The 17,236-nt window shown below is 69.4% G+C and carries 14 protein-coding genes; 11 read left to right on the top strand and 3 right to left on the bottom strand.

Annotated features, from left to right (window positions below; all coding sequences use genetic code 11):
• Positions 1-115: 115 nt before the first annotated feature.
• The 5 genes from MMF98_RS13605 to acnB are packed head-to-tail and all read left to right on the top strand — an operon-like array spanning position 116 to position 6,154.
• On the top strand, positions 116-1,102 hold the full coding sequence (locus MMF98_RS13605) for a malate dehydrogenase (RefSeq protein ID WP_243306831.1): 987 nt from the start codon (positions 116-118) through the stop codon (positions 1,100-1,102).
• Positions 1,103-1,136: 34 nt separating this feature from the next.
• Complete coding sequence (gene tam, locus MMF98_RS13600) at positions 1,137-1,913, top strand: trans-aconitate 2-methyltransferase (protein ID WP_243306830.1); 777 nt, start codon at positions 1,137-1,139, stop codon at positions 1,911-1,913.
• Positions 1,910-2,947: an HpcH/HpaI aldolase/citrate lyase family protein gene (locus tag MMF98_RS13595; RefSeq protein WP_243306829.1), complete on the top strand. Its 1,038-nt coding sequence runs from the start codon at positions 1,910-1,912 to the stop codon at positions 2,945-2,947. Before tam ends, MMF98_RS13595 begins: the two co-directional genes overlap by 4 nt.
• The gene (locus MMF98_RS13590) at positions 2,944-3,519 is read left to right on the top strand and encodes a hypothetical protein (protein ID WP_243306828.1); all 576 of its coding nucleotides are present in this window, start codon (positions 2,944-2,946) and stop codon (positions 3,517-3,519) included. Before MMF98_RS13595 ends, MMF98_RS13590 begins: the two co-directional genes overlap by 4 nt.
• Before the next feature lie 49 nt (positions 3,520-3,568).
• Positions 3,569-6,154, top strand: a complete 2,586-nt coding sequence (gene acnB / locus MMF98_RS13585; protein ID WP_243306827.1) for a bifunctional aconitate hydratase 2/2-methylisocitrate dehydratase — start codon at positions 3,569-3,571, stop codon at positions 6,152-6,154.
• Positions 6,155-6,213: 59 nt separating this feature from the next.
• Here the strand turns inward: acnB and MMF98_RS13580 are convergent, their stop codons facing one another.
• A complete protein-coding gene (locus MMF98_RS13580) occupies positions 6,214-8,424 on the bottom strand; it encodes a molybdopterin oxidoreductase family protein (RefSeq protein ID WP_243306826.1) in 2,211 nt (736 codons plus the stop codon).
• Between the two features lie 54 nt (positions 8,425-8,478).
• The gene (locus tag MMF98_RS13575) at positions 8,479-9,312 is read right to left on the bottom strand and encodes a helix-turn-helix domain-containing protein (protein WP_243306825.1); all 834 of its coding nucleotides are present in this window, start codon (positions 9,310-9,312) and stop codon (positions 8,479-8,481) included.
• Between the two features lie 146 nt (positions 9,313-9,458).
• On the opposite strand from MMF98_RS13575, the gene MMF98_RS13570 reads away from it, so the two are divergent.
• From MMF98_RS13570 to MMF98_RS13545, 6 genes are all read left to right on the top strand, one after another.
• A complete protein-coding gene (locus tag MMF98_RS13570) occupies positions 9,459-9,863 on the top strand; it encodes a hypothetical protein (RefSeq protein ID WP_243306823.1) in 405 nt (134 codons plus the stop codon).
• Between the two features lie 57 nt (positions 9,864-9,920).
• Positions 9,921-12,743, top strand: coding sequence for an aconitate hydratase AcnA (acnA, locus tag MMF98_RS13565; RefSeq protein ID WP_243306822.1), 2,823 nt, complete (start codon positions 9,921-9,923; stop codon positions 12,741-12,743).
• Positions 12,744-12,861: 118 nt separating this feature from the next.
• A complete protein-coding gene (locus MMF98_RS13560) occupies positions 12,862-13,155 on the top strand; it encodes a FeoA family protein (protein WP_243306820.1) in 294 nt (97 codons plus the stop codon).
• Entirely contained in the window at positions 13,152-15,026 is a 1,875-nt protein-coding gene (gene feoB / locus MMF98_RS13555) for a ferrous iron transporter B (protein ID WP_243306818.1), read from the top strand. Before MMF98_RS13560 ends, feoB begins: the two co-directional genes overlap by 4 nt.
• 2 nt (positions 15,027-15,028) lie before the next feature.
• Positions 15,029-15,322: a DUF6587 family protein gene (locus MMF98_RS13550; RefSeq protein ID WP_243306817.1), complete on the top strand. Its 294-nt coding sequence runs from the start codon at positions 15,029-15,031 to the stop codon at positions 15,320-15,322.
• A gap of 51 nt (positions 15,323-15,373) precedes the next feature.
• A complete protein-coding gene (locus MMF98_RS13545) occupies positions 15,374-16,567 on the top strand; it encodes an FAD-dependent monooxygenase (RefSeq protein ID WP_243306816.1) in 1,194 nt (397 codons plus the stop codon).
• Positions 16,568-16,698: 131 nt separating this feature from the next.
• Here the strand turns inward: MMF98_RS13545 and MMF98_RS13540 are convergent, their stop codons facing one another.
• Entirely contained in the window at positions 16,699-17,160 is a 462-nt protein-coding gene (locus MMF98_RS13540; RefSeq protein ID WP_243306815.1) for a methyltransferase family protein, read from the bottom strand.
• Positions 17,161-17,236 lie beyond the last annotated feature (76 nt).

Here is a 17,236-nt window from a genome sequence, read left to right as displayed (position 1 = left end):
AGTTGACGGCCCCCGGGTTTCGAGAGTAAACTCGAAGGCTGTTTCGCAGTGTTCGGGCTCCCGTGCGGAGCCTACCGCACCCTCGGTTTTACATCACTTCTTCGGAGATTTTTCCATGAGCAAAAAGCCCGTCCGCGTTGCCGTCACCGGCGCCGCAGGTCAAATTGGTTACGCCCTGCTGTTCCGCATTGCCTCGGGCGAAATGCTCGGCAAGGACCAGCCGGTCATCCTGCAACTGCTTGAAATCCCCGACGAGAAGGCCCAGAAGGCGCTCAAGGGCGTGATGATGGAGCTGGACGACTGCGCCTTCCCGCTGCTGGCCGGCATGGAGGCCCACGGCGACCCGATGACCGCCTTCAAGGACGCCGACTACGCGCTGCTGGTCGGCTCGCGTCCGCGCGGCCCCGGCATGGAGCGTGCCGAGCTGCTGGCCGTCAACGGCGCCATCTTCACCGCCCAGGGCAAGGCCCTGAACGCCGTTGCCAGCCGCAACGTCAAGGTGCTGGTGGTCGGCAACCCGGCCAACACCAACGCCTACATCGCCATGAAGAGCGCGCCCGATCTGCCGCGCAAGAACTTCACCGCCATGCTGCGCCTGGACCACAACCGTGCCGCCAGCCAGCTCGCCGCCAAGACCGGCAAGCCGGTGGCCGACATCGAGAAGCTCACCGTCTGGGGCAACCACTCGCCCACGATGTACGCCGACTACCGCTTCGCCACCATCAACGGCGAAAGCGTGGCCAAGATGATCAACGACCAGGAATGGAACGCCAACGTGTTCCTGCCCACCGTGGGCAAGCGCGGCGCCGCCATCATCGATGCGCGCGGCCTGTCGTCGGCCGCCTCGGCCGCCAACGCCGCGATCGACCACATGCGCGACTGGGCCCTGGGCACCAACGGCAAGTGGGTCACCATGGGCATCCCGTCGGACGGCCAGTACGGCATTCCCAAGGACGTGATGTTCGGCTTCCCCGTGACCTGCGAGAACGGTGAATACAAGCTGGTCGAAGGCCTGGCCATCGACGCCTTCAGCCAGGAACGCATCGACAAGACGCTCAAGGAACTGACCGACGAGCAAGCCGGCGTCGCCCACCTGCTCTGAGTCCACGCAACCGGCGCCTCGCTCCATCCTCTCCATGGCTGACTGGAATCCCGATCTCTACCGGCGCTATGAGGACGAGCGCACGCGCCCGGCGCGTGACCTGCTGGCGCAGGTGGCGCTGGATGCGCCGCGCCGGATCGTGGATCTGGGCTGCGGCCCGGGCAACTCCACCGAGCTGCTGGTGCAGCGCTTCCCGCAGGCGCAAGTCACCGGCACCGACAATTCCGAGCCCATGCTGGCCAGCGCGCGCGAGCGCCTGCCCGGCGTGGCGTTCGAGCTGAGCGACATCGCCACCTGGCAGCCGGCCGAGGCGCCCGACCTGATCTACGCCAATGCCGCGCTGCAATGGGTGGGTGGGCACGAGGCGCTGATCCCGCGCCTGTTGGCCGCGCTGGCGCCCGGCGGCGTGCTGGCCATCCAGATGCCGGACAACCGCGAGGAGCCTTCGCACCGGCTGATGCGCGAGGTGGCGTCCGAGGCACCGTTCTCGTCCCACATCGCCGATGCGCGCGCCATGCGCACCGCCATCCTGCCGCTGGCCGGCTACTACGACCTGCTGGCGCCGCAGGCGGCCGCCATCGACGTCTGGCACAGCATCTACCAGCACCCGATGGCCTCGGCCGCCGCCATCGTCGAATGGGTGCGCGGCACCGGCCTCAAGCCCTTCGTCGAGCGCCTGCCGGCCGAACTGCAGCCGGCATTCCTGGCCGAGTACGAGCGCCGCATCGACGGCGCCTATGCGCCGCGGGCCGACGGCCGGCGGCTGCTGGCGTTTCCGCGCCTGTTCATCGTGGCGCGGCGCAAGGCATGAGTCTCGCCGCGGCTCCCCGCCACCCGCGCGAAGCCCTGCTGGGCGCCCAGGCCGGCGCCGTGGTGCTGCCGGTGTGTGACCACTACAGCGGCGTCGAGGTGCGCATGCGCAAGAGCCTGCAGCTGCAGGCCGAGATGACCGAGGAGTTCGGCACCTGCATGTTCGACGTGACGCTCGACTGCGAGGACGGCGCGCCCGTGGGCGGCGAGGCCGACCATGCGGCGCTGGTCATGACGCTGGCGCTGCTGGCCGACGAGAAAGCCCGCGTCGCGGTGCGGGTGCACCCGGTCGACCATCCGGCGTTCGAGCAGGACATCGCCACCATCGCCGGCAAGGCCGGGCACCGGCTGGCGCACGTCATGATTCCCAAGGTGGAGTCGGTCGACGACGTGATTCGGGCCGAAAAAGCCCTGGAGTCCGCGTCGGCTGGTCATTTGCCGCTACAAGTTTTGATTGAATCGCCGGCCGCGGTGCAGCGCGCCTTCGACATCGCGGCCCATCCGCGGGTGCAGTCGCTGAGCTTCGGCCTGATGGATTTCGTGTCGGCCCATGGCGGCGCGATTCCCGCCGACGGCATGAGCGCCGCGGGCCAGTTCACCCACCCGCTGGTGGTGCGTGCCAAGCTTGAAATCGCCGCGGCCTGCCATGCCGCGGGCAAGGTGCCCTCGCACTGCGTGGTCACGGAATTCAGCGATGCGGCAGCCATGCAGGCAGCGGCCGGCAAGGCGGCCCGCGAGTTCGGCTACACCCGCATGTGGAGCATCCACCCGAGCCAGATCCGCCCCATCCTGGAGGCCTTCGCGCCGCCGCCGCGCGAGATCGAAGTGGCTTCCCGCATCATCGCCGCCGCGGCCCAGGCCGACTGGGCACCCATCAGTTTCGAAGGCCAATTGCACGACCGCGCCAGCTACCGCTATTTCTGGCAGGTGCTGGAGCGTGCGCACCAGACCGGACGGGCCCTGCCCGACGAGATGCAGGCCTACTTCCTTCAGGCGTACCGCCGCCCATCCCTCACGGAGACCATCACCCCATGAAACGCATCCTCACCGCCACCCTGGCCCTGCTGGTGTCCAGCCTGCTCATGGCGCAGACCGACGCGCCCGCCAAGGCCCCGGCCAAGAAAAAGCCCAAGCCCAGCGCCAGCCGCGTCGAGATCAAGAGCACGGCCAAGAACATGGCGGCCGGCATCCAGGCCGCCGAAGCCGCGCTGACGCCGGCCGAACTGGCGATCGCCGAGCGCGTCTACGTGGGGCGCATGCCTTGCGAGCTGGGCGCCTCGGTGACGCTGACGCCCGACCCCAAGTCGCCCGGGTATTTCGACGTGCAGACCAAGAACCTCAAATATCGCATGTTCCCGGTCGAGACCAAGACCGGCGCCATCCGCCTGGAGGACCCGCAGGCCGGCGCCGTGTGGCTGCAGATCGCCAACAAGTCCATGCTGATGAACCACAAGCTGGGCCAGCGGCTGGCAGACGAGTGCATGAGCCCGGCCCAGGTGGTCGTGGCCGAAGCCCTGAAGAAGAACCCCGCGCCCAGCGTGCTCGAGCCGCTGCCGTCGGCGCCCGCGGCTGCGGCCGCCGCGCCGGCTGCCTCGGCCGCGCAGTGACCGCGCACCCCCCGATTGCCCACGATTTTTGAATGACAGGAGAAAAAAGATGTTGAAAGCCTACCGTGACCATGTGGCTGAACGCGCCGCGCTCGGTATCCCGCCCCTGCCGCTGTCGGCCAAGCAGACCGGCGAGCTGATCGAACTGCTGAAGAGCCCGCCCGCAGGTGAAGAGGCAGCCCTGGTGGAGATGATCACGCACCGCGTGCCCGCCGGCGTGGACGATGCGGCCAAGGTCAAGGCTTCCTACCTCGCCGCCGTGGCGCATGGCACCGAGAAGTGCGCGCTGATCAGCCGCGCCAAGGCCACCGAACTGCTGGGCACCATGCTCGGCGGCTACAACATCAGCCCGATGGTCGATCTGCTGGACGACGCCGAAGTCGGCGCAGTGGCCGCCGATGGCCTCAAGAAAACCCTGCTGATGTTCGACCAGTTCCACGACGTCAAGGACAAGGCCGACAAGGGCAATGCCAACGCCAAGGCCGTGCTGCAGAGCTGGGCCGATGCCGAGTGGTTCACCAGCCGCCCCGAAGTGCCGCAGAGCATCCAGCTCACCGTGCTCAAGGTCACCGGCGAGACCAACACCGACGACCTGTCGCCCGCGCCCGACGCCTGGAGCCGCCCCGACATCCCGCTGCATGCGCTGGCCATGCTCAAGAACAAGCGCGACGGCATCACGCCCGAGGAAGACGGCAAGCGCGGCCCGATCAAGTTCATCGAGGACCTGCGCGCCAAGGGCAACCTCGTGGCCTACGTGGGCGACGTGGTGGGCACGGGCTCGAGCCGCAAGTCGGCCACCAACTCGGTGCTGTGGTTCACCGGTGAAGACATCCCCTTCGTGCCGAACAAGCGCTTCGGCGGCGTCTGCCTGGGCGCCAAGATCGCCCCGATCTTCTACAACACCATGGAAGACGCGGGCGCGCTGCCGATCGAGCTCGACGTGAGCCAGATGAACATGGGCGACACCGTCGAGCTGCGCCCCTACGAAGGCAAGGCCCTGAAGGACGGCAAGGTGATCGCCGAGTTCACCGTCAAGAGCGATGTGCTGTTCGACGAAGTGCGCGCCGGCGGCCGCATTCCGCTGATCGTCGGCCGCGGCCTCACGGCCAAGGCGCGCGAGGCGCTGGGCCTGCCGGTGTCCACGCTGTTCCGCCTGCCGCAGAACCCCAAAGCCACGGGCAAGGGCTTCACGCTGGCGCAGAAGATGGTCGGCCGCGCCTGCGGCCTGCCCGAAGGCCAGGGCGTGCTGCCCGGCACCTACTGCGAACCCAAGATGACCTCGGTCGGCTCGCAGGACACCACCGGTCCGATGACGCGCGACGAGCTCAAGGACTTGGCTTGCCTGGGCTTCAGCGCCGACCTCGTGATGCAGTCGTTCTGCCACACCGCGGCCTACCCGAAGCCGGTGGACGTGAAGATGCACCACGAGCTGCCCGAGTTCATCAGCAACCGCGGCGGCATCTCGCTCAAGCCCGGCGACGGCATCATCCACAGCTGGCTCAACCGCATGCTGCTGCCCGACACCGTGGGCACGGGCGGCGACAGCCACACCCGCTTCCCGATCGGCATCAGCTTTCCCGCCGGTTCGGGCCTGGTGGCCTTCGCCGCCGCCACCGGCGTGATGCCGCTGGACATGCCGGAATCGGTGCTGGTGCGCTTCAAGGGCACCATGCAGCCCGGCGTCACGTTGCGCGACTTGGTGCACGCGATCCCGCTGTACGCCATCAAGGCCGGCCTGCTGACCGTCGAGAAGAAGGGCAAGAAGAACATCTTCTCGGGCCGCATCCTGGAAATCGAAGGCCTGCCTGATCTGAAAGCCGAACAGGCCTTCGAGCTGTCCGACGCTTCGGCCGAGCGCTCTGCCGCTGGCTGCACGATCAAGCTCAACAAGGAGCCGATCATCGAGTACATCAACAGCAACATCGTGCTGCTGAAGAACATGATCGCCCAGGGCTATGCCGACAAGCGCACCATCGGCCGCCGCATCAAGGCCATGGAAGCCTGGCTGGCCAATCCGCAATTGCTGGAGGCCGACAAGGACGCCGAGTACGCGGCCGTGATCGAGATCGACCTGAACGAGATCACCGAGCCCATCGTCTGCTGCCCGAACGACCCGGACGATGCCAAGACGCTGTCCGACGTGGCCGGCGGCAAGATCGACGAAGTCTTCATCGGCTCCTGCATGACCAACATCGGCCACTTCCGCGCAGCCTCCAAGCTGCTCGAAGGCAAGCGCGACATTCCGGTCAAGCTGTGGATGGCGCCGCCCACCAAGATGGATGCGCAGCAGCTCACCGAGGAAGGCCACTACGGCGTGTTCGGCTCGGCCGGCGCCCGCATGGAAATGCCCGGCTGCTCGCTGTGCATGGGCAACCAGGCACAGGTCAAGGAAGGCGCGACGGTGATGTCCACCAGCACCCGCAACTTCCCCAACCGCCTGGGCAAGAACACCAACGTGTACCTGGGTTCGGCCGAGCTCGCCGCGATCTGCTCCAAGCTGGGCCGCATCCCGACGCGCGAGGAGTACCTGAGCGACATCGGCGTGATCAATGCCAACAGCGGCAAGATCTACCAGTACATGAACTTCGACCAGATCGAGGAATTCAAGGACGTGGCAGACGCCGTGGCCGTCTGATCCCGGTAAGCCATCTCGCGCAAAGCGGCCTTCGGGCCGCTTTTTTTCTGGAAGCTCAATCAGGCCGGCGCGAGCTGCACCGGCACGCCGCTGAGCACGGCGTTGCCCGAGAGCGGGTCGCGCCAGTCCTCGTCGAGCAGGGCGTTGAGGTTCACGCCGGGGCGCGCGGCCGCCAGCGAGAGGCGGGTACCGGGCAGGCTGTGGCCCCAGCCGTGCGGCAGGCTCACCACGCCGGGCATCATCTCGTCGCTGAACTGCACCTGGGCCTCGATGCTGCGGCCTTGGCGGCTGATGCGCGCGGGGGCGCCGTCGGCCAGGCCCAGGCGCCGCGCATCGGCGGGGTTCACCAGTGCCGTGCAGCGCATCGGCCCCTTGGCGAGCACCGGCAGGTTGTGCATCCAGCTGTTGTTGGAGCGCACGTCGCGCCGGCCGACGATCACCATGTCGGGCACCGGCTGCGCGAGGTCGGCGGCGGCGCGCTGCAGGTCCTGCAGCAGCGAGGGCGGTGCGAGCTCGATCCTGCCCGAGGGCGTGCGCAGCAGCTCGGGGATGCGCGGGCCCAGTTCGCCCAGGTCGATGCCGCCGGGCGCGGCCTTCACCTGGGCCAGCGTCAGGCCTTGTGCCTTGCGGCCGAACTGGTCGCCGTAGGGGCCGGTGCGCAGCGCGAGCTCGAGCCAACGGTCCGGCCCGCTCAGGCCCTGCGTGGCGGCAACCATGGCCGGCGCGTGCTCGCCGAACAGCTTCCTCGCATCCTCGGCGAAATTCTCGCCGTCGATCTCCCGGGCATCTGCCGCCGCGCCTCTGCCCTGCACGATGGCTGCGAGCTTGAGCAGGGTTTCCCATTCCTGAAGCTGGCCTGCCGGCGCCTCGAACACCGGCGCGCTGTAGCGCGCATGGTTGCGCCACGAGAGCTGCGGAAACGCCATGTCGTAGTGCATGTCTTCCAGCGGCGACAGGCCGGGCAGGATCACGTCGGCGTGGCGCGTGGTCTCGTTGAGGTAGATGTCCATGCTGACCATGAAGTCCAGGCGGTCGAGCGCGCGGGCCAGCCGCGCGCCGTTGGGCGAGGACAGCACCGGGTTGCTGGCGATGGTGACCAGCGCGCGCACCTGGCCCTGGCCTGGCGTTTCGATCTCCTCGGCCAGGCAGGTCATGGGCAGCTCGCCGAACACCTCGGGTGCGCCGCTGACGCGGCTGTGGTGGCGCCCGGTCGCGATGCCGCGGCCGCGGCCCGGCGGGCCGGCCGTGTTGTGCGCGAACGCGGCGGCCCGGGGGAACATGGCGCCGCCCGGCTCGTCGAGGTGGCCGGTCAGCACGTTGAGCACGTCGACCAGCCAGCTCGCCAGCGTGCCGTAGGCCTGCGTGCAGGTGCCCAGGCGGCCGTAGACCGCGGCGCGCGGCGCCCGCGCCAGTTGGCGCGCCAGGTCGCGCAGCGTGGCGGCCTCGATGCCGCAGCGCAGCGCCACGGCTTCGGCGGCGAAGGGCTGCACGGCGGCCTGCAGCTGCGCCACGCCGCTGGTGAATTCCGCCAGGCGGCCGAGCCGCACGAGCTGCTCGTCGAACAGCGTGTGCACCAGCCCCAGCAGCAGGAAGACGTCGCCGCCGGGGCGGATGAAGTGGTGCGCATCGGCCATCGCGGCCGTCTCGGTGCGGCGCGGGTCGATCACTACCAGCTTGCCGCCGCGCGCCTGCATGGCCCGGGCCTTGCCCTTGAAGTCGGGCACGGTCCAGAGGCTGCCGTTGCTGGCCAGCGGGTTGGCGCCCAGCATCAGCAGGAAGTCGCAGCGCGCGATGTCGGGCACGGCAATGCTGAGCCAGTGGCCGAACATCAGGCCGCTGGACAGCTGCTTGGGCATCTGGTCCAGCGTGGAGGCTGAGAATACGTTGCGCGAGCCCAGGGCCTTGGCCAGGCGCGAGAAGTACAGCAGCAGGCCGATCTTGTGCGCCGAGGGATTGCCCACGCTGATGGCCGCCGCGTCGCGGCCGTGCGCGGCCAGGATCGGCGGCAGGCGGCGCTCGATTTCGGCAAAGGCCTCGTCCCAGCTCGCCTCGACGAACTCGCCGTTGCGCTTGATCAGCGGCGTGCGCAGCCGGTCGGGGTCTTCGTGCAGGTCCTTCAGTGCCACGCCCTTGGGGCAGAGGTAGCCGGCGCTGAAGACGTCGGCCTCATGGCCGCGGATGCTCACGACCCGGCCGTCGCGCACCTTCAGTTCGAGCCCGCAGCAGGCCTCGCACAGGGGGCAGATGCGGTGGTGGACGGTGTCGGTCATGGCGTATAGGTCTCCTGGGCTCTGCATGCTGAGCGAAATACCGGGGCCGCGCGATCACGCGGGCGACAGCAGCCGGCGCAGCACCTCGCCGGTGAAGGCGTCGCCGGGGAAGAAGGTCTCCAGCATCAGCTCCTGCAGCGTCACGTCCACCGGCGTGCCGAAGATCGTGGTGGTGCTGATGAAGCTCAGCACGCCATGCTCGGTGCGAAACAGGAAGGGCATGGCCACGCCCAGGTGCTCGCCCTGCAGGTGCAGCTCGTCCGCGCCCTCGGGCAGGGGATAGCTGCGCAGCTCTTCCAGCAGATCGGCCAGCACCGGGTCGGCGGTGGCGGCGATCTGCTGGCGCAGGCGCTCGAACAGGTGGTTGCGCCACTGAGCCAGGTTGGCGATCTTCCCGACCAGGCCGCGCGGATGCAGGCTCAGCCGCAGCACGTTCACGGGCGGCTTCAGCAGTTCGGGGTCGGCGCCGGCCAGCAGGTAGGGCAGGGCGGCATTGCCGGCCACCACGTTCCAGTGCCGGTCCAGCGCCAGCGCCGGAAAGGGTTCGTGGCTCTTGAGGATCAGCTCCACGGCCTGGCGGGCCGAGGCCAGCGCCGGGTCGTCCAGCGGCCGCTCGCGGTACATGGGCGCATAGCCGGCCGCCACCAGCAGGGTGTTGCGCTCGCGCAGCGGGATGTCCAGCCGCTCGGTCAGGCGCAGCACCATCTCGCGGCTGGGCACGGAGCGGCCGGTTTCCATGAAGCTCAGGTGCCGCGTCGAGATGTCGGCCTCGTCGGCCAGCGCCAGCTGGCTCAGGCGGCGGTGCTGGCGCCAGTGGCGCAGGTGCTCGCCGAAGGGCTGCGCCGCGGCGCGCGGCGTGCGCGAGGGGGTGGAAGAAAGGTCCATCATGGCTGCATCGTAGGGGCATTCCGGCCCCTTGCCCATGACCTCGCAGGTCATGGACGGGCGGCCGGGGCGCGGGAATCATGGGCTGCGGTGCTGTCCCGGTTGTGTGCCGCGGCGGTGTTTCTTCCCCCTTGTTCAAGGAGCTCTCCATGTCCCTGCTGTCTTCCCCCCATTTCCTGCGCAACGTGCTGTGGGCCGATGCCGTTTCCTGCCTCGCCACGGGCCTGCTGCAGGTGCTGTTCACCGGCGCGGCGGCGCAATTGCTCGGTCTGCCGGCGGCCTTGCTGGCCTGGAGCGGGCTGTTCCTGCTGGCCTATGCGGGCGCAGTGGCCTACCTGGCCACGCGCAAGCCGGTGCCGCGCGCGGCCGTCTGGGCCATCGTGGCCGGCAACCTGGGCTGGGCCGCGGGCTGTGTGGGGCTGCTGGCCGGCGGCTGGCTGGCGCCGACGCTGCTGGGCCAGGCGTATGTGGTGGTGCAGGCCCTCACGGTGGCGGTGCTGGCCGAGCTGCAGTTTTTCGGGCTGCGCAAAGGGGCTGCGCGCGCGGCCTGGTGAAGATTTGGCGGGACGCTGCCAGAATAGGCCTCGTTGAACCCATTCAAGGAGTCCCCCATGGCTAACCAGGCCCCCCACGCTTTTGCCTCCACCCTGAAGAGTTTCAAGACCGCCTCCGGCAAATCGGGCAAGCTCTACTCGCTGCCGGCGCTGGCCCGGCAGTTTCCCAATGTGTCGCGGCTGCCGGTGTCGATCCGCATCGTGCTGGAGTCGGTGCTGCGCAACTGCGATGGCAGGAAGGTCATGCCCGAGCATGTGGAGCAGCTGGCCAACTGGCGCCCCGGCGCCGTGCGCACCGACGAGATCCCGTTCGTGGTGGCGCGCGTCGTGCTGCAGGACTTCACCGGCGTGCCGCTGCTGGCGGATCTGGCCGCGATGCGCAACGTGGCCGCGCGCATGGGCAAGAACCCCAAGGCGATCGAGCCGCTGGTGCCGGTGGACCTGGTGGTGGACCACTCGATCATGATCGACCACTACGGCAATAACCGGGCGCTGGACCTGAACATGAAGCTCGAGTTCCAGCGCAACCGCGAGCGCTACCAGTTCATGAAATGGGGCATGGACGCGTTCGACACCTTCGGCGTCGTGCCCCCGGGCTTCGGCATCGTGCACCAGGTCAACCTGGAGTACCTCGCGCGCGGCGTGCACCAAGCCAAGAACGGTGTCTACTACCCCGACACCCTGGTCGGCACCGACAGCCACACCACCATGATCAACGGCATTGGCGTGGTCGGCTGGGGCGTGGGCGGCATCGAGGCCGAGGCCGGCATGCTGGGCCAGCCGGTGTACTTCCTCACGCCCGACGTGGTGGGCTTCGAGCTGACCGGCCAGCTGCGCGAGGGCGTGACCGCCACCGACCTGGTGCTGACGGTGACGGAAATCCTGCGCCGCGAGAAGGTGGTGGGCAAGTTCGTCGAGTTCTTCGGCCCCGGCACGGCCACGCTGGCCTTGCCCGACCGCGCCACCATCGGCAACATGGCGCCCGAGTACGGCGCCACCATGGGTTTCTTCCCGGTGGACGGCAAGACCATCGACTACTTCAAGGGCACCGGCCGCACACCGGCCGAGATCGAGGCCTTCGAGGCCTACTTCAAGGCACAGGGCCTGTTCGGCGTGCCGCAGGCCGGCGAGATCGACTACACCCAGGTGGTCAAGCTCGACCTGGGCAGCGTGACGCCCTCGCTGTCGGGCCCCAAGCGCCCGCAGGACCGCATCGAGATCGGCAGCGTCAAGAGCCGCTTCACCGCCCTGTACAGCCAGCCTGCGGCCGACAACGGCTTCAACCAGCCGGCCGACAAGCTGGGCCGCCGTTTTCCGCTGAACGGCGCCGGCGAGGCGCCCGCGGCCCCGCCGCTGCCGCTGGGTTCGTCCCGGGCCGTGGTCGAGATGGTGGGCAACCGCTCCACGCTGGAGGCGGCGCGTTCGGGCCATGAGGTGAGCATCGGCAACGGCGACGTGCTGATCGCGGCCATCACCTCGTGCACCAACACCTCCAACCCGAGCGTGATGCTGGCGGCCGGCCTGCTGGCCAAGAAGGCGGTGGAGGCCGGCCTCAAGGTGCAGCCGCACATCAAGACCTCGCTGGCGCCCGGCTCGCGCATCGTCACCGAGTACCTCGAGAAGACCGGCCTGCTGCCCTACCTGGACAAGCTCGGCTTCAACCTCGCGGCCTATGGCTGCACCACCTGCATCGGCAACGCCGGCGACCTGACGCCCGAGATCAACGAGGCGATCACCGCGAACGACTTGGTATGTGCCGCCGTGCTCTCGGGCAACCGCAACTTCGAGGCCCGCATCCACCCGAACCTCAAGGCCAACTTCCTGGCCTCGCCGCCGCTGGTGGTGGCCTATGCCATCGCCGGCACCGTGCTGCGCGACCTGATGACCGAGCCGGTCGGCAAGGGCCGGGGCGGCAAGGACGTCTATCTCGGCGACATCTGGCCCACGAGCGAGGAAATCCACGCGCTGATGAAGCACGCCATGAACGGCAAGGCCTTCAAGAGCAACTACGACAAGGTCAAGACCGATCCAGGCCCGCTGTGGGAGAAGATCCAGGGCGTGAAGGGCAACGTCTACACCTGGCCGCACAGCACCTACATCGCCGAGCCGCCGTTCTTCCAGGACTTCACGATGGAGCCCGCCGTGAGCCTCCCGGGCGTGAAGGGCGCGCGCATCATGGGCCTGTTCGGCGACTCCATCACCACCGACCACATCTCGCCCGCCGGCTCCTTTCGCGAGACCTCGCCGGCCGGCAAGTACCTGCTGGAGCACGGCGTGATGAAGGCCGACTTCAACAGCTACGGCTCGCGCCGCGGCAACCATGAGGTGATGATGCGCGGCACCTTCGCCAACGTGCGCATCAAGAACCTGATGATCCCGCCGAGGGCCGACGGCTCGCGCGAGGAAGGCGGCCTCACGCTGTTCCAGCCCGGCGGCGAGAAGATGGCGATCTACGACGCCGCCATGAAGTACGTGGCCCAGGGCACGCCCACCGTGGTGTTCGGCGGTGAGGAATACGGCACCGGCTCCAGCCGCGACTGGGCCGCCAAGGGCACGCAGCTGCTCGGCATCAAGGCCGTGGTGGCCAAGAGCTTCGAGCGCATCCACCGCTCCAACCTGGTGGGCATGGGGGTGCTGCCGCTGCAGTTCAAGGGCGGCGATTCCTGGGAAAGCCTGGGCCTGAAGGGCGACGAAACCATCGACGTGGTGGTTGGCGGCGACCTGCGGCCGCAGGCCGACGTGACACTGGTGATCCACCGCGCCGACGGCCGGCGGCAGGAGGTGGCCGTGCGGCTGCGCATCGACACGCCGATCGAGGTGGACTACTACCAGCACGGCGGCATCCTGCCCTTCGTGCTCAGGCAACTGCTCGCGGCCTGACCCAGGTCAAGCCCGTGTAAAGAAACCGGCGTCGAGCCGGTTTTTTCATGCCCATCATGGCAGGAGGGGGCTTTTTCGAGAATAATTCTCATTACTAAATCGCCGAACCTCGCAACCCATGTCCGCTTCCCCTCCCGTTCCCGGCGCCCCGTCCTCGGTGGGCCTGGACCAGCTGGCGCGCCACGCCGTGGCCACGGTGGTGGGCATGCAGGCGCCCGCCGCCGAGCATGACCGCGAGCTCGTGCTGCGGCTGCTGGAAATCGGCTTCCTGCCCGGCGAGCGCGTGCGCGTGATCGCGCATGGCTACCCCGGCGGCGAGCCGGTGGCGGTGCGCCTGGGGCATACCACCTTTGCGCTGCGCCGCCACGAGGCGGCCTTCATCCGCGTGGTGCCGGAAGGGCGGCCCGCATGAACAATGCATCGGCACCGGCCCTGCGCATCGCCCTGCTCGGCAACCCCAACTGCGGCAAGACGGCGCTGTTCAACCTGCTCACGGGCAGCCGCCAGAAGGTGGCCAACTACGCGGGCGTGACGGTCGAGCGCAAGGAGGGCAGCCTGCGCACGCCGGCCGGGCGCCGCGTGCAGGTGCTCGATCTGCCGGGCGCCTACAGCCTGAATGCGCTCAGCGCCGACGAAGCCATCACGCGCGACGTGGTCACCGGCCAGCGCGCGGGCGAGCCGCTGCCCGACCTGCTGGTGTGCGTGACCGATGCCACCAACCTCCGGCTCAACCTGCGCCTGGTGCTGGAGGCGCGCCAGCTCGGCCTGCCGATGGTGATGGCGCTCAACATGAGCGACATGGCGCTCAGCCAGGGCATTGCCGTCGACCGCGCGGTGCTGGCGCGCGAGCTCGGGCTGCCGGTGATCGAGACCGTGGGGGTGCGCCACGACGGCGCGCGCAGCCTGCTGGCGGCGCTGGACGCCCATGTGCCGCCGGGCCCTCCCGCGCTGCAGCCCTGGCGCGCACCCGGCGTCGACGACGTGCTGGCCACCCAGGCCGAGGTGCGCCGCATCCTGGCGCTGGCAGTGCACGAGCCGGCGATGGACCTGCACGTGGACGACGCCATCGACCGCGTGGTGCTGCACCCGCTGTGGGGCATGGCGGTGCTGGCGGTGACGCTGTTCCTGATGTTCCAGGCCGTGTTCAGCTGGGCCGAGGTGCCGATGGACGCGATCAAGGGCGGCATGGACTGGCTGGGGCAGGCGGTGCAGGCCCACATGGGCGAGGGCCTGCTGCGCAGCCTGCTGGTGGACGGCATCATCGCCGGCGCGGGCAGCGTGCTGGTGTTCCTGCCGCAGATCCTGATCCTGTTCCTGTTCATCCTAGCGCTGGAGGATTCGGGCTACCTGCCGCGCGCGGCCTTCCTGCTGGACCGCGTGATGGGCACGGTGGGCCTGTCGGGCCGCTCCTTCATTCCGCTGCTGTCGAGCTTCGCCTGCGCCATTCCCGGCGTGATGGCCACGCGCACCATCACCAACTGGCGCGACCGGCTGGTCACCATCATGATCGCGCCGCTGATGACCTGCTCGGCGCGCCTGCCCGTGTATGCCCTGCTGATCGGTGCCTTCATCCCGGCCCGCACGGTGGGCGGCGTGTTCAACCTGCAGGGCCTGGTGCTGTTCGCGCTCTACCTCGCGGGCATCCTGTCCGCGATGGGCGTGGCCTGGGTGTTCAAGCGCTGGCGCGGCGGCGCCGGCCCCACGCCGTTGCTGATGGAGCTGCCCACCTACCGCTGGCCCAACCCGCGCAACCTGGCGCTCGGCCTGTACGAGCGCGCCATGATCTTCCTCAAGCGCGTGGGCACCATCATCCTGGCGTTGATGGTGCTGCTGTGGTTCCTCTCCACCTTTCCCGCGCCGCCCGAAGGCGCCACCGGCCCGGCCATCCAGTACAGCCTGGCCGGCATGATCGGGCGCGCGCTGGAGGTGGTGTTCGCACCGATCGGCTTCAACTGGCAGATCTCCATCGCACTGGTGCCCGGCCTGGCGGCGCGCGAGGTGGCCGTGGGCGCTTTGGGCACGGTGTACGCGCTGTCGGCCACGGGCGATGACGTGGCGGCGCAGCTGAGCCCGATGATCGGCGGCAGCTGGCCGCTGGCCACCGCGCTGTCGCTGCTGGTCTGGTATGTGTTCGCGCCGCAATGCATCTCCACGCTGGCCACGGTCAAGCGCGAAACCAATTCCTGGCGCTACGCGCTCATCATGGCCGGCTACCTGTTTGCGCTGGCCTATCTCGCGAGCTTCGTCACCTACCGCGTGGCGCTGGCCTGGAGCGGGGGCTGACCATGGGCCAGCAACTCGCCGTGGGCCTGATCGTGCTGGCGGCCGCGCTTTACGCGCTGTGGCACTGGATGCCGGCGCGCTGGCGCCGCGCACTGGCCGCACGGCTGGCCAGCGGCTCGCGCCGCCTGGGCGTGCAGGAAGAGCAGGCGCAGCGCATGGCGGCCGCGCTGGGCAGCACGCCCGGCTGCGGCGCCTGCGACAGCTGCGGCAGTTGCGCCACGCCCGGCGCGCCGCCGGCGCCGCCGGGCGAGCCCCGCATCGTGCAGCCGCCGCAGCCGCACCGGCCGCGCCACTGACCCCCGCCTTCGTGCAAAAAAAGGCGTTCACGCGAAGGCACAATCGCGTGAATGCAAAAGCAGTTTCTTGTGGCGGGTGGCGGCATCGGCGGGCTGGCGGCGGCGCTGGCCTGCACGCGCGCGGGTTGGCAGGGCCGGCTGTTCGAGCAGGCCGAGGCGTTCAGCGAGGTCGGGGCCGGGCTGCAGCTCGGCCCCAACGCCACCCGGCTGCTGCAGGCCTGGGGCCTGGACGGCGCGCTGGCGCAGGTGGCGGCGTTTCCCGACCAGCTTCGCGTGCGCAGCGCCCTCGATGGCCGCGAACTGGGCCGCCTGCGGCTCGGTGAAACCATCCGCGCCCGCTACGGCGCGCCCTATGCCACGGTGCACCGCGCCGACCTGCATGCCCTGCTGCTGGCGGCGGCCGGGTCGGTGGTCAGCCTCAACCCCGGTACCCGCATTGCCGGGGTCAATGCCTCCGAGCATGCCGTGGTCTTGCGCACCGCCGCCAACAAGGAGGTGGAGGGCGAAGCCCTGATCGGGGCCGACGGCCTGTGGAGCACCGTGCGCCGCGTGGTCTGGGGCGACGGGCCCGCGCAGCCGACCGGCCACCTGGCCTACCGCGCGCTCGTGTCGCAACAGGCGCTGCCTGCTGCCTTGCGCAGCACCCAGGTCACGGCCTGGCTCGGGCCGCAGCTGCATGTGGTGGCTTACCCGGTGCGCCAGGGCGACGCGCTCAACGTCGTCGCCATCGTGGAGCGCCGGCCCGGTGGCGAGGCCGCCGCGGCGGCCGAGAGCTGGGACCAGGCGGGCACGGCCGCCGAGCTGCTGGCCGCCCTGGGCGAGATGTGCGCGCCGCTGCGCGAGCTGGTGCAGGCCATGCCTGGCTGGCGCCTGTGGGCGCTCAACGACCGGCCGCCGCTGCAGCGGCCCGAGCAGATGGTGCGGGGCCGCGTGGTGCTGCTGGGCGATGCGGCGCACCCGATGCGGCCCTACCTCGCGCAGGGCGCGGGCATGGCGCTGGAAGATGCCTTCGAGCTGGCGCACCTGCTGGCGATGGAGGCGCTGGACGTGCCGACGGCGCTGCGCCGCTACGGCCTCAACCGCTGGCAGCGCTGCGCGCGCGTGCAGGCGCGCTCGCAGCGCAATGGCCGTATCTTCCACGCCGCCGGCCCGCTGGCATGGGGCCGCGATCTGGCGATGCGCGCGCTCGGCGAGCGCCTGCTGGATCTGCCCTGGCTGTACCGGGGCGCACCGTGGAGCGGCTGATCCGACGCTCTTGTTTTGATAGCATGAAATGACCGTGCGACAAGGACATCGGCCGGATTTCTTTTGAAATTCTCAGAAAATGGGCGCTGCGAAGCGGCTGCAGGCCTTCGGGAGAAGGCGAGGCCCGGTGTTCAGAGCCAGCGGCGCACGCGGCGCAGGTACCCGGCGTAGTCCGCACCAAAGAGTTCGGCCAGCACCCGTTCCTCGGGCCGTATCTGGAACCGCGTGATGTAGGGGACGAAGACGAGCGGGCCCGCCAGCACCAGAGGCGACGCCAGCCAGACGCTCCAGGCAATGAGCACGAACAGCAGGCCCACGTACATCGGGTTGCGCGTGACGCGGTAGACGCCCGAGGTGACCAGCGCCGAGGCCTTGCGGGGCTCCAGCGGGTTGACGGTCGTGTGCGCACGGCGAAAGGCCATCGCGCCGCCGACGCTGAAGACCGCGCCGATGAGCGCCACCGCCAGGGCGGCACCCAGGCGCACTTCGAAGCCCAGCGGCACGGACGGCAGATGCCTTGCCGCCCACCCCATCGCCAGCGCCAGCAGCAGCGCCACCAGCGGGGGCGGGATTTTGAGTTCGAGGCGGTCCATGGGGGCATGGTACGCCGGGAACTGCGGGCTGTGGAAGCGGGCTGCGGCGGCCGGGGTCAACGTCTGGCCAGGCCCT

Source organism: Variovorax terrae, assembly GCF_022809125.1.
Classification (GTDB): Bacteria; Pseudomonadota; Gammaproteobacteria; order Burkholderiales; family Burkholderiaceae_C; genus Variovorax_A; species Variovorax_A terrae.
Note: the sequence above shows the minus strand (reverse complement) of the source record. Positions and strands in the feature narration are given on the sequence as shown.

Excerpts from the sequence above, each read along its gene's own strand:
- MMF98_RS13605 (WP_243306831.1), top strand. The coding sequence starts at position 116 with ATGAGCAAAAAGCCCGTCCGCGTTGCCGTCACCGGCGCCGCAGGTCAA.
- tam (WP_243306830.1), top strand. The coding sequence starts at position 1,137 with ATGGCTGACTGGAATCCCGATCTCTACCGGCGCTATGAGGACGAGCGC.
- MMF98_RS13595 (WP_243306829.1), top strand. The coding sequence starts at position 1,910 with ATGAGTCTCGCCGCGGCTCCCCGCCACCCGCGCGAAGCCCTGCTGGGC.
- MMF98_RS13590 (WP_243306828.1), top strand. The coding sequence starts at position 2,944 with ATGAAACGCATCCTCACCGCCACCCTGGCCCTGCTGGTGTCCAGCCTG.
- acnB (WP_243306827.1), top strand. The coding sequence starts at position 3,569 with ATGTTGAAAGCCTACCGTGACCATGTGGCTGAACGCGCCGCGCTCGGT.
- MMF98_RS13580 (WP_243306826.1), bottom strand. The coding sequence starts at position 8,424 with ATGACCGACACCGTCCACCACCGCATCTGCCCCCTGTGCGAGGCCTGC.
- MMF98_RS13575 (WP_243306825.1), bottom strand. The coding sequence starts at position 9,312 with ATGATGGACCTTTCTTCCACCCCCTCGCGCACGCCGCGCGCCGCGGCG.
- MMF98_RS13570 (WP_243306823.1), top strand. The coding sequence starts at position 9,459 with ATGTCCCTGCTGTCTTCCCCCCATTTCCTGCGCAACGTGCTGTGGGCC.
- acnA (WP_243306822.1), top strand. The coding sequence starts at position 9,921 with ATGGCTAACCAGGCCCCCCACGCTTTTGCCTCCACCCTGAAGAGTTTC.
- MMF98_RS13560 (WP_243306820.1), top strand. The coding sequence starts at position 12,862 with ATGTCCGCTTCCCCTCCCGTTCCCGGCGCCCCGTCCTCGGTGGGCCTG.
- feoB (WP_243306818.1), top strand. The coding sequence starts at position 13,152 with ATGAACAATGCATCGGCACCGGCCCTGCGCATCGCCCTGCTCGGCAAC.
- MMF98_RS13550 (WP_243306817.1), top strand. The coding sequence starts at position 15,029 with ATGGGCCAGCAACTCGCCGTGGGCCTGATCGTGCTGGCGGCCGCGCTT.
- MMF98_RS13545 (WP_243306816.1), top strand. The coding sequence starts at position 15,374 with ATGCAAAAGCAGTTTCTTGTGGCGGGTGGCGGCATCGGCGGGCTGGCG.
- MMF98_RS13540 (WP_243306815.1), bottom strand. The coding sequence starts at position 17,160 with ATGGACCGCCTCGAACTCAAAATCCCGCCCCCGCTGGTGGCGCTGCTG.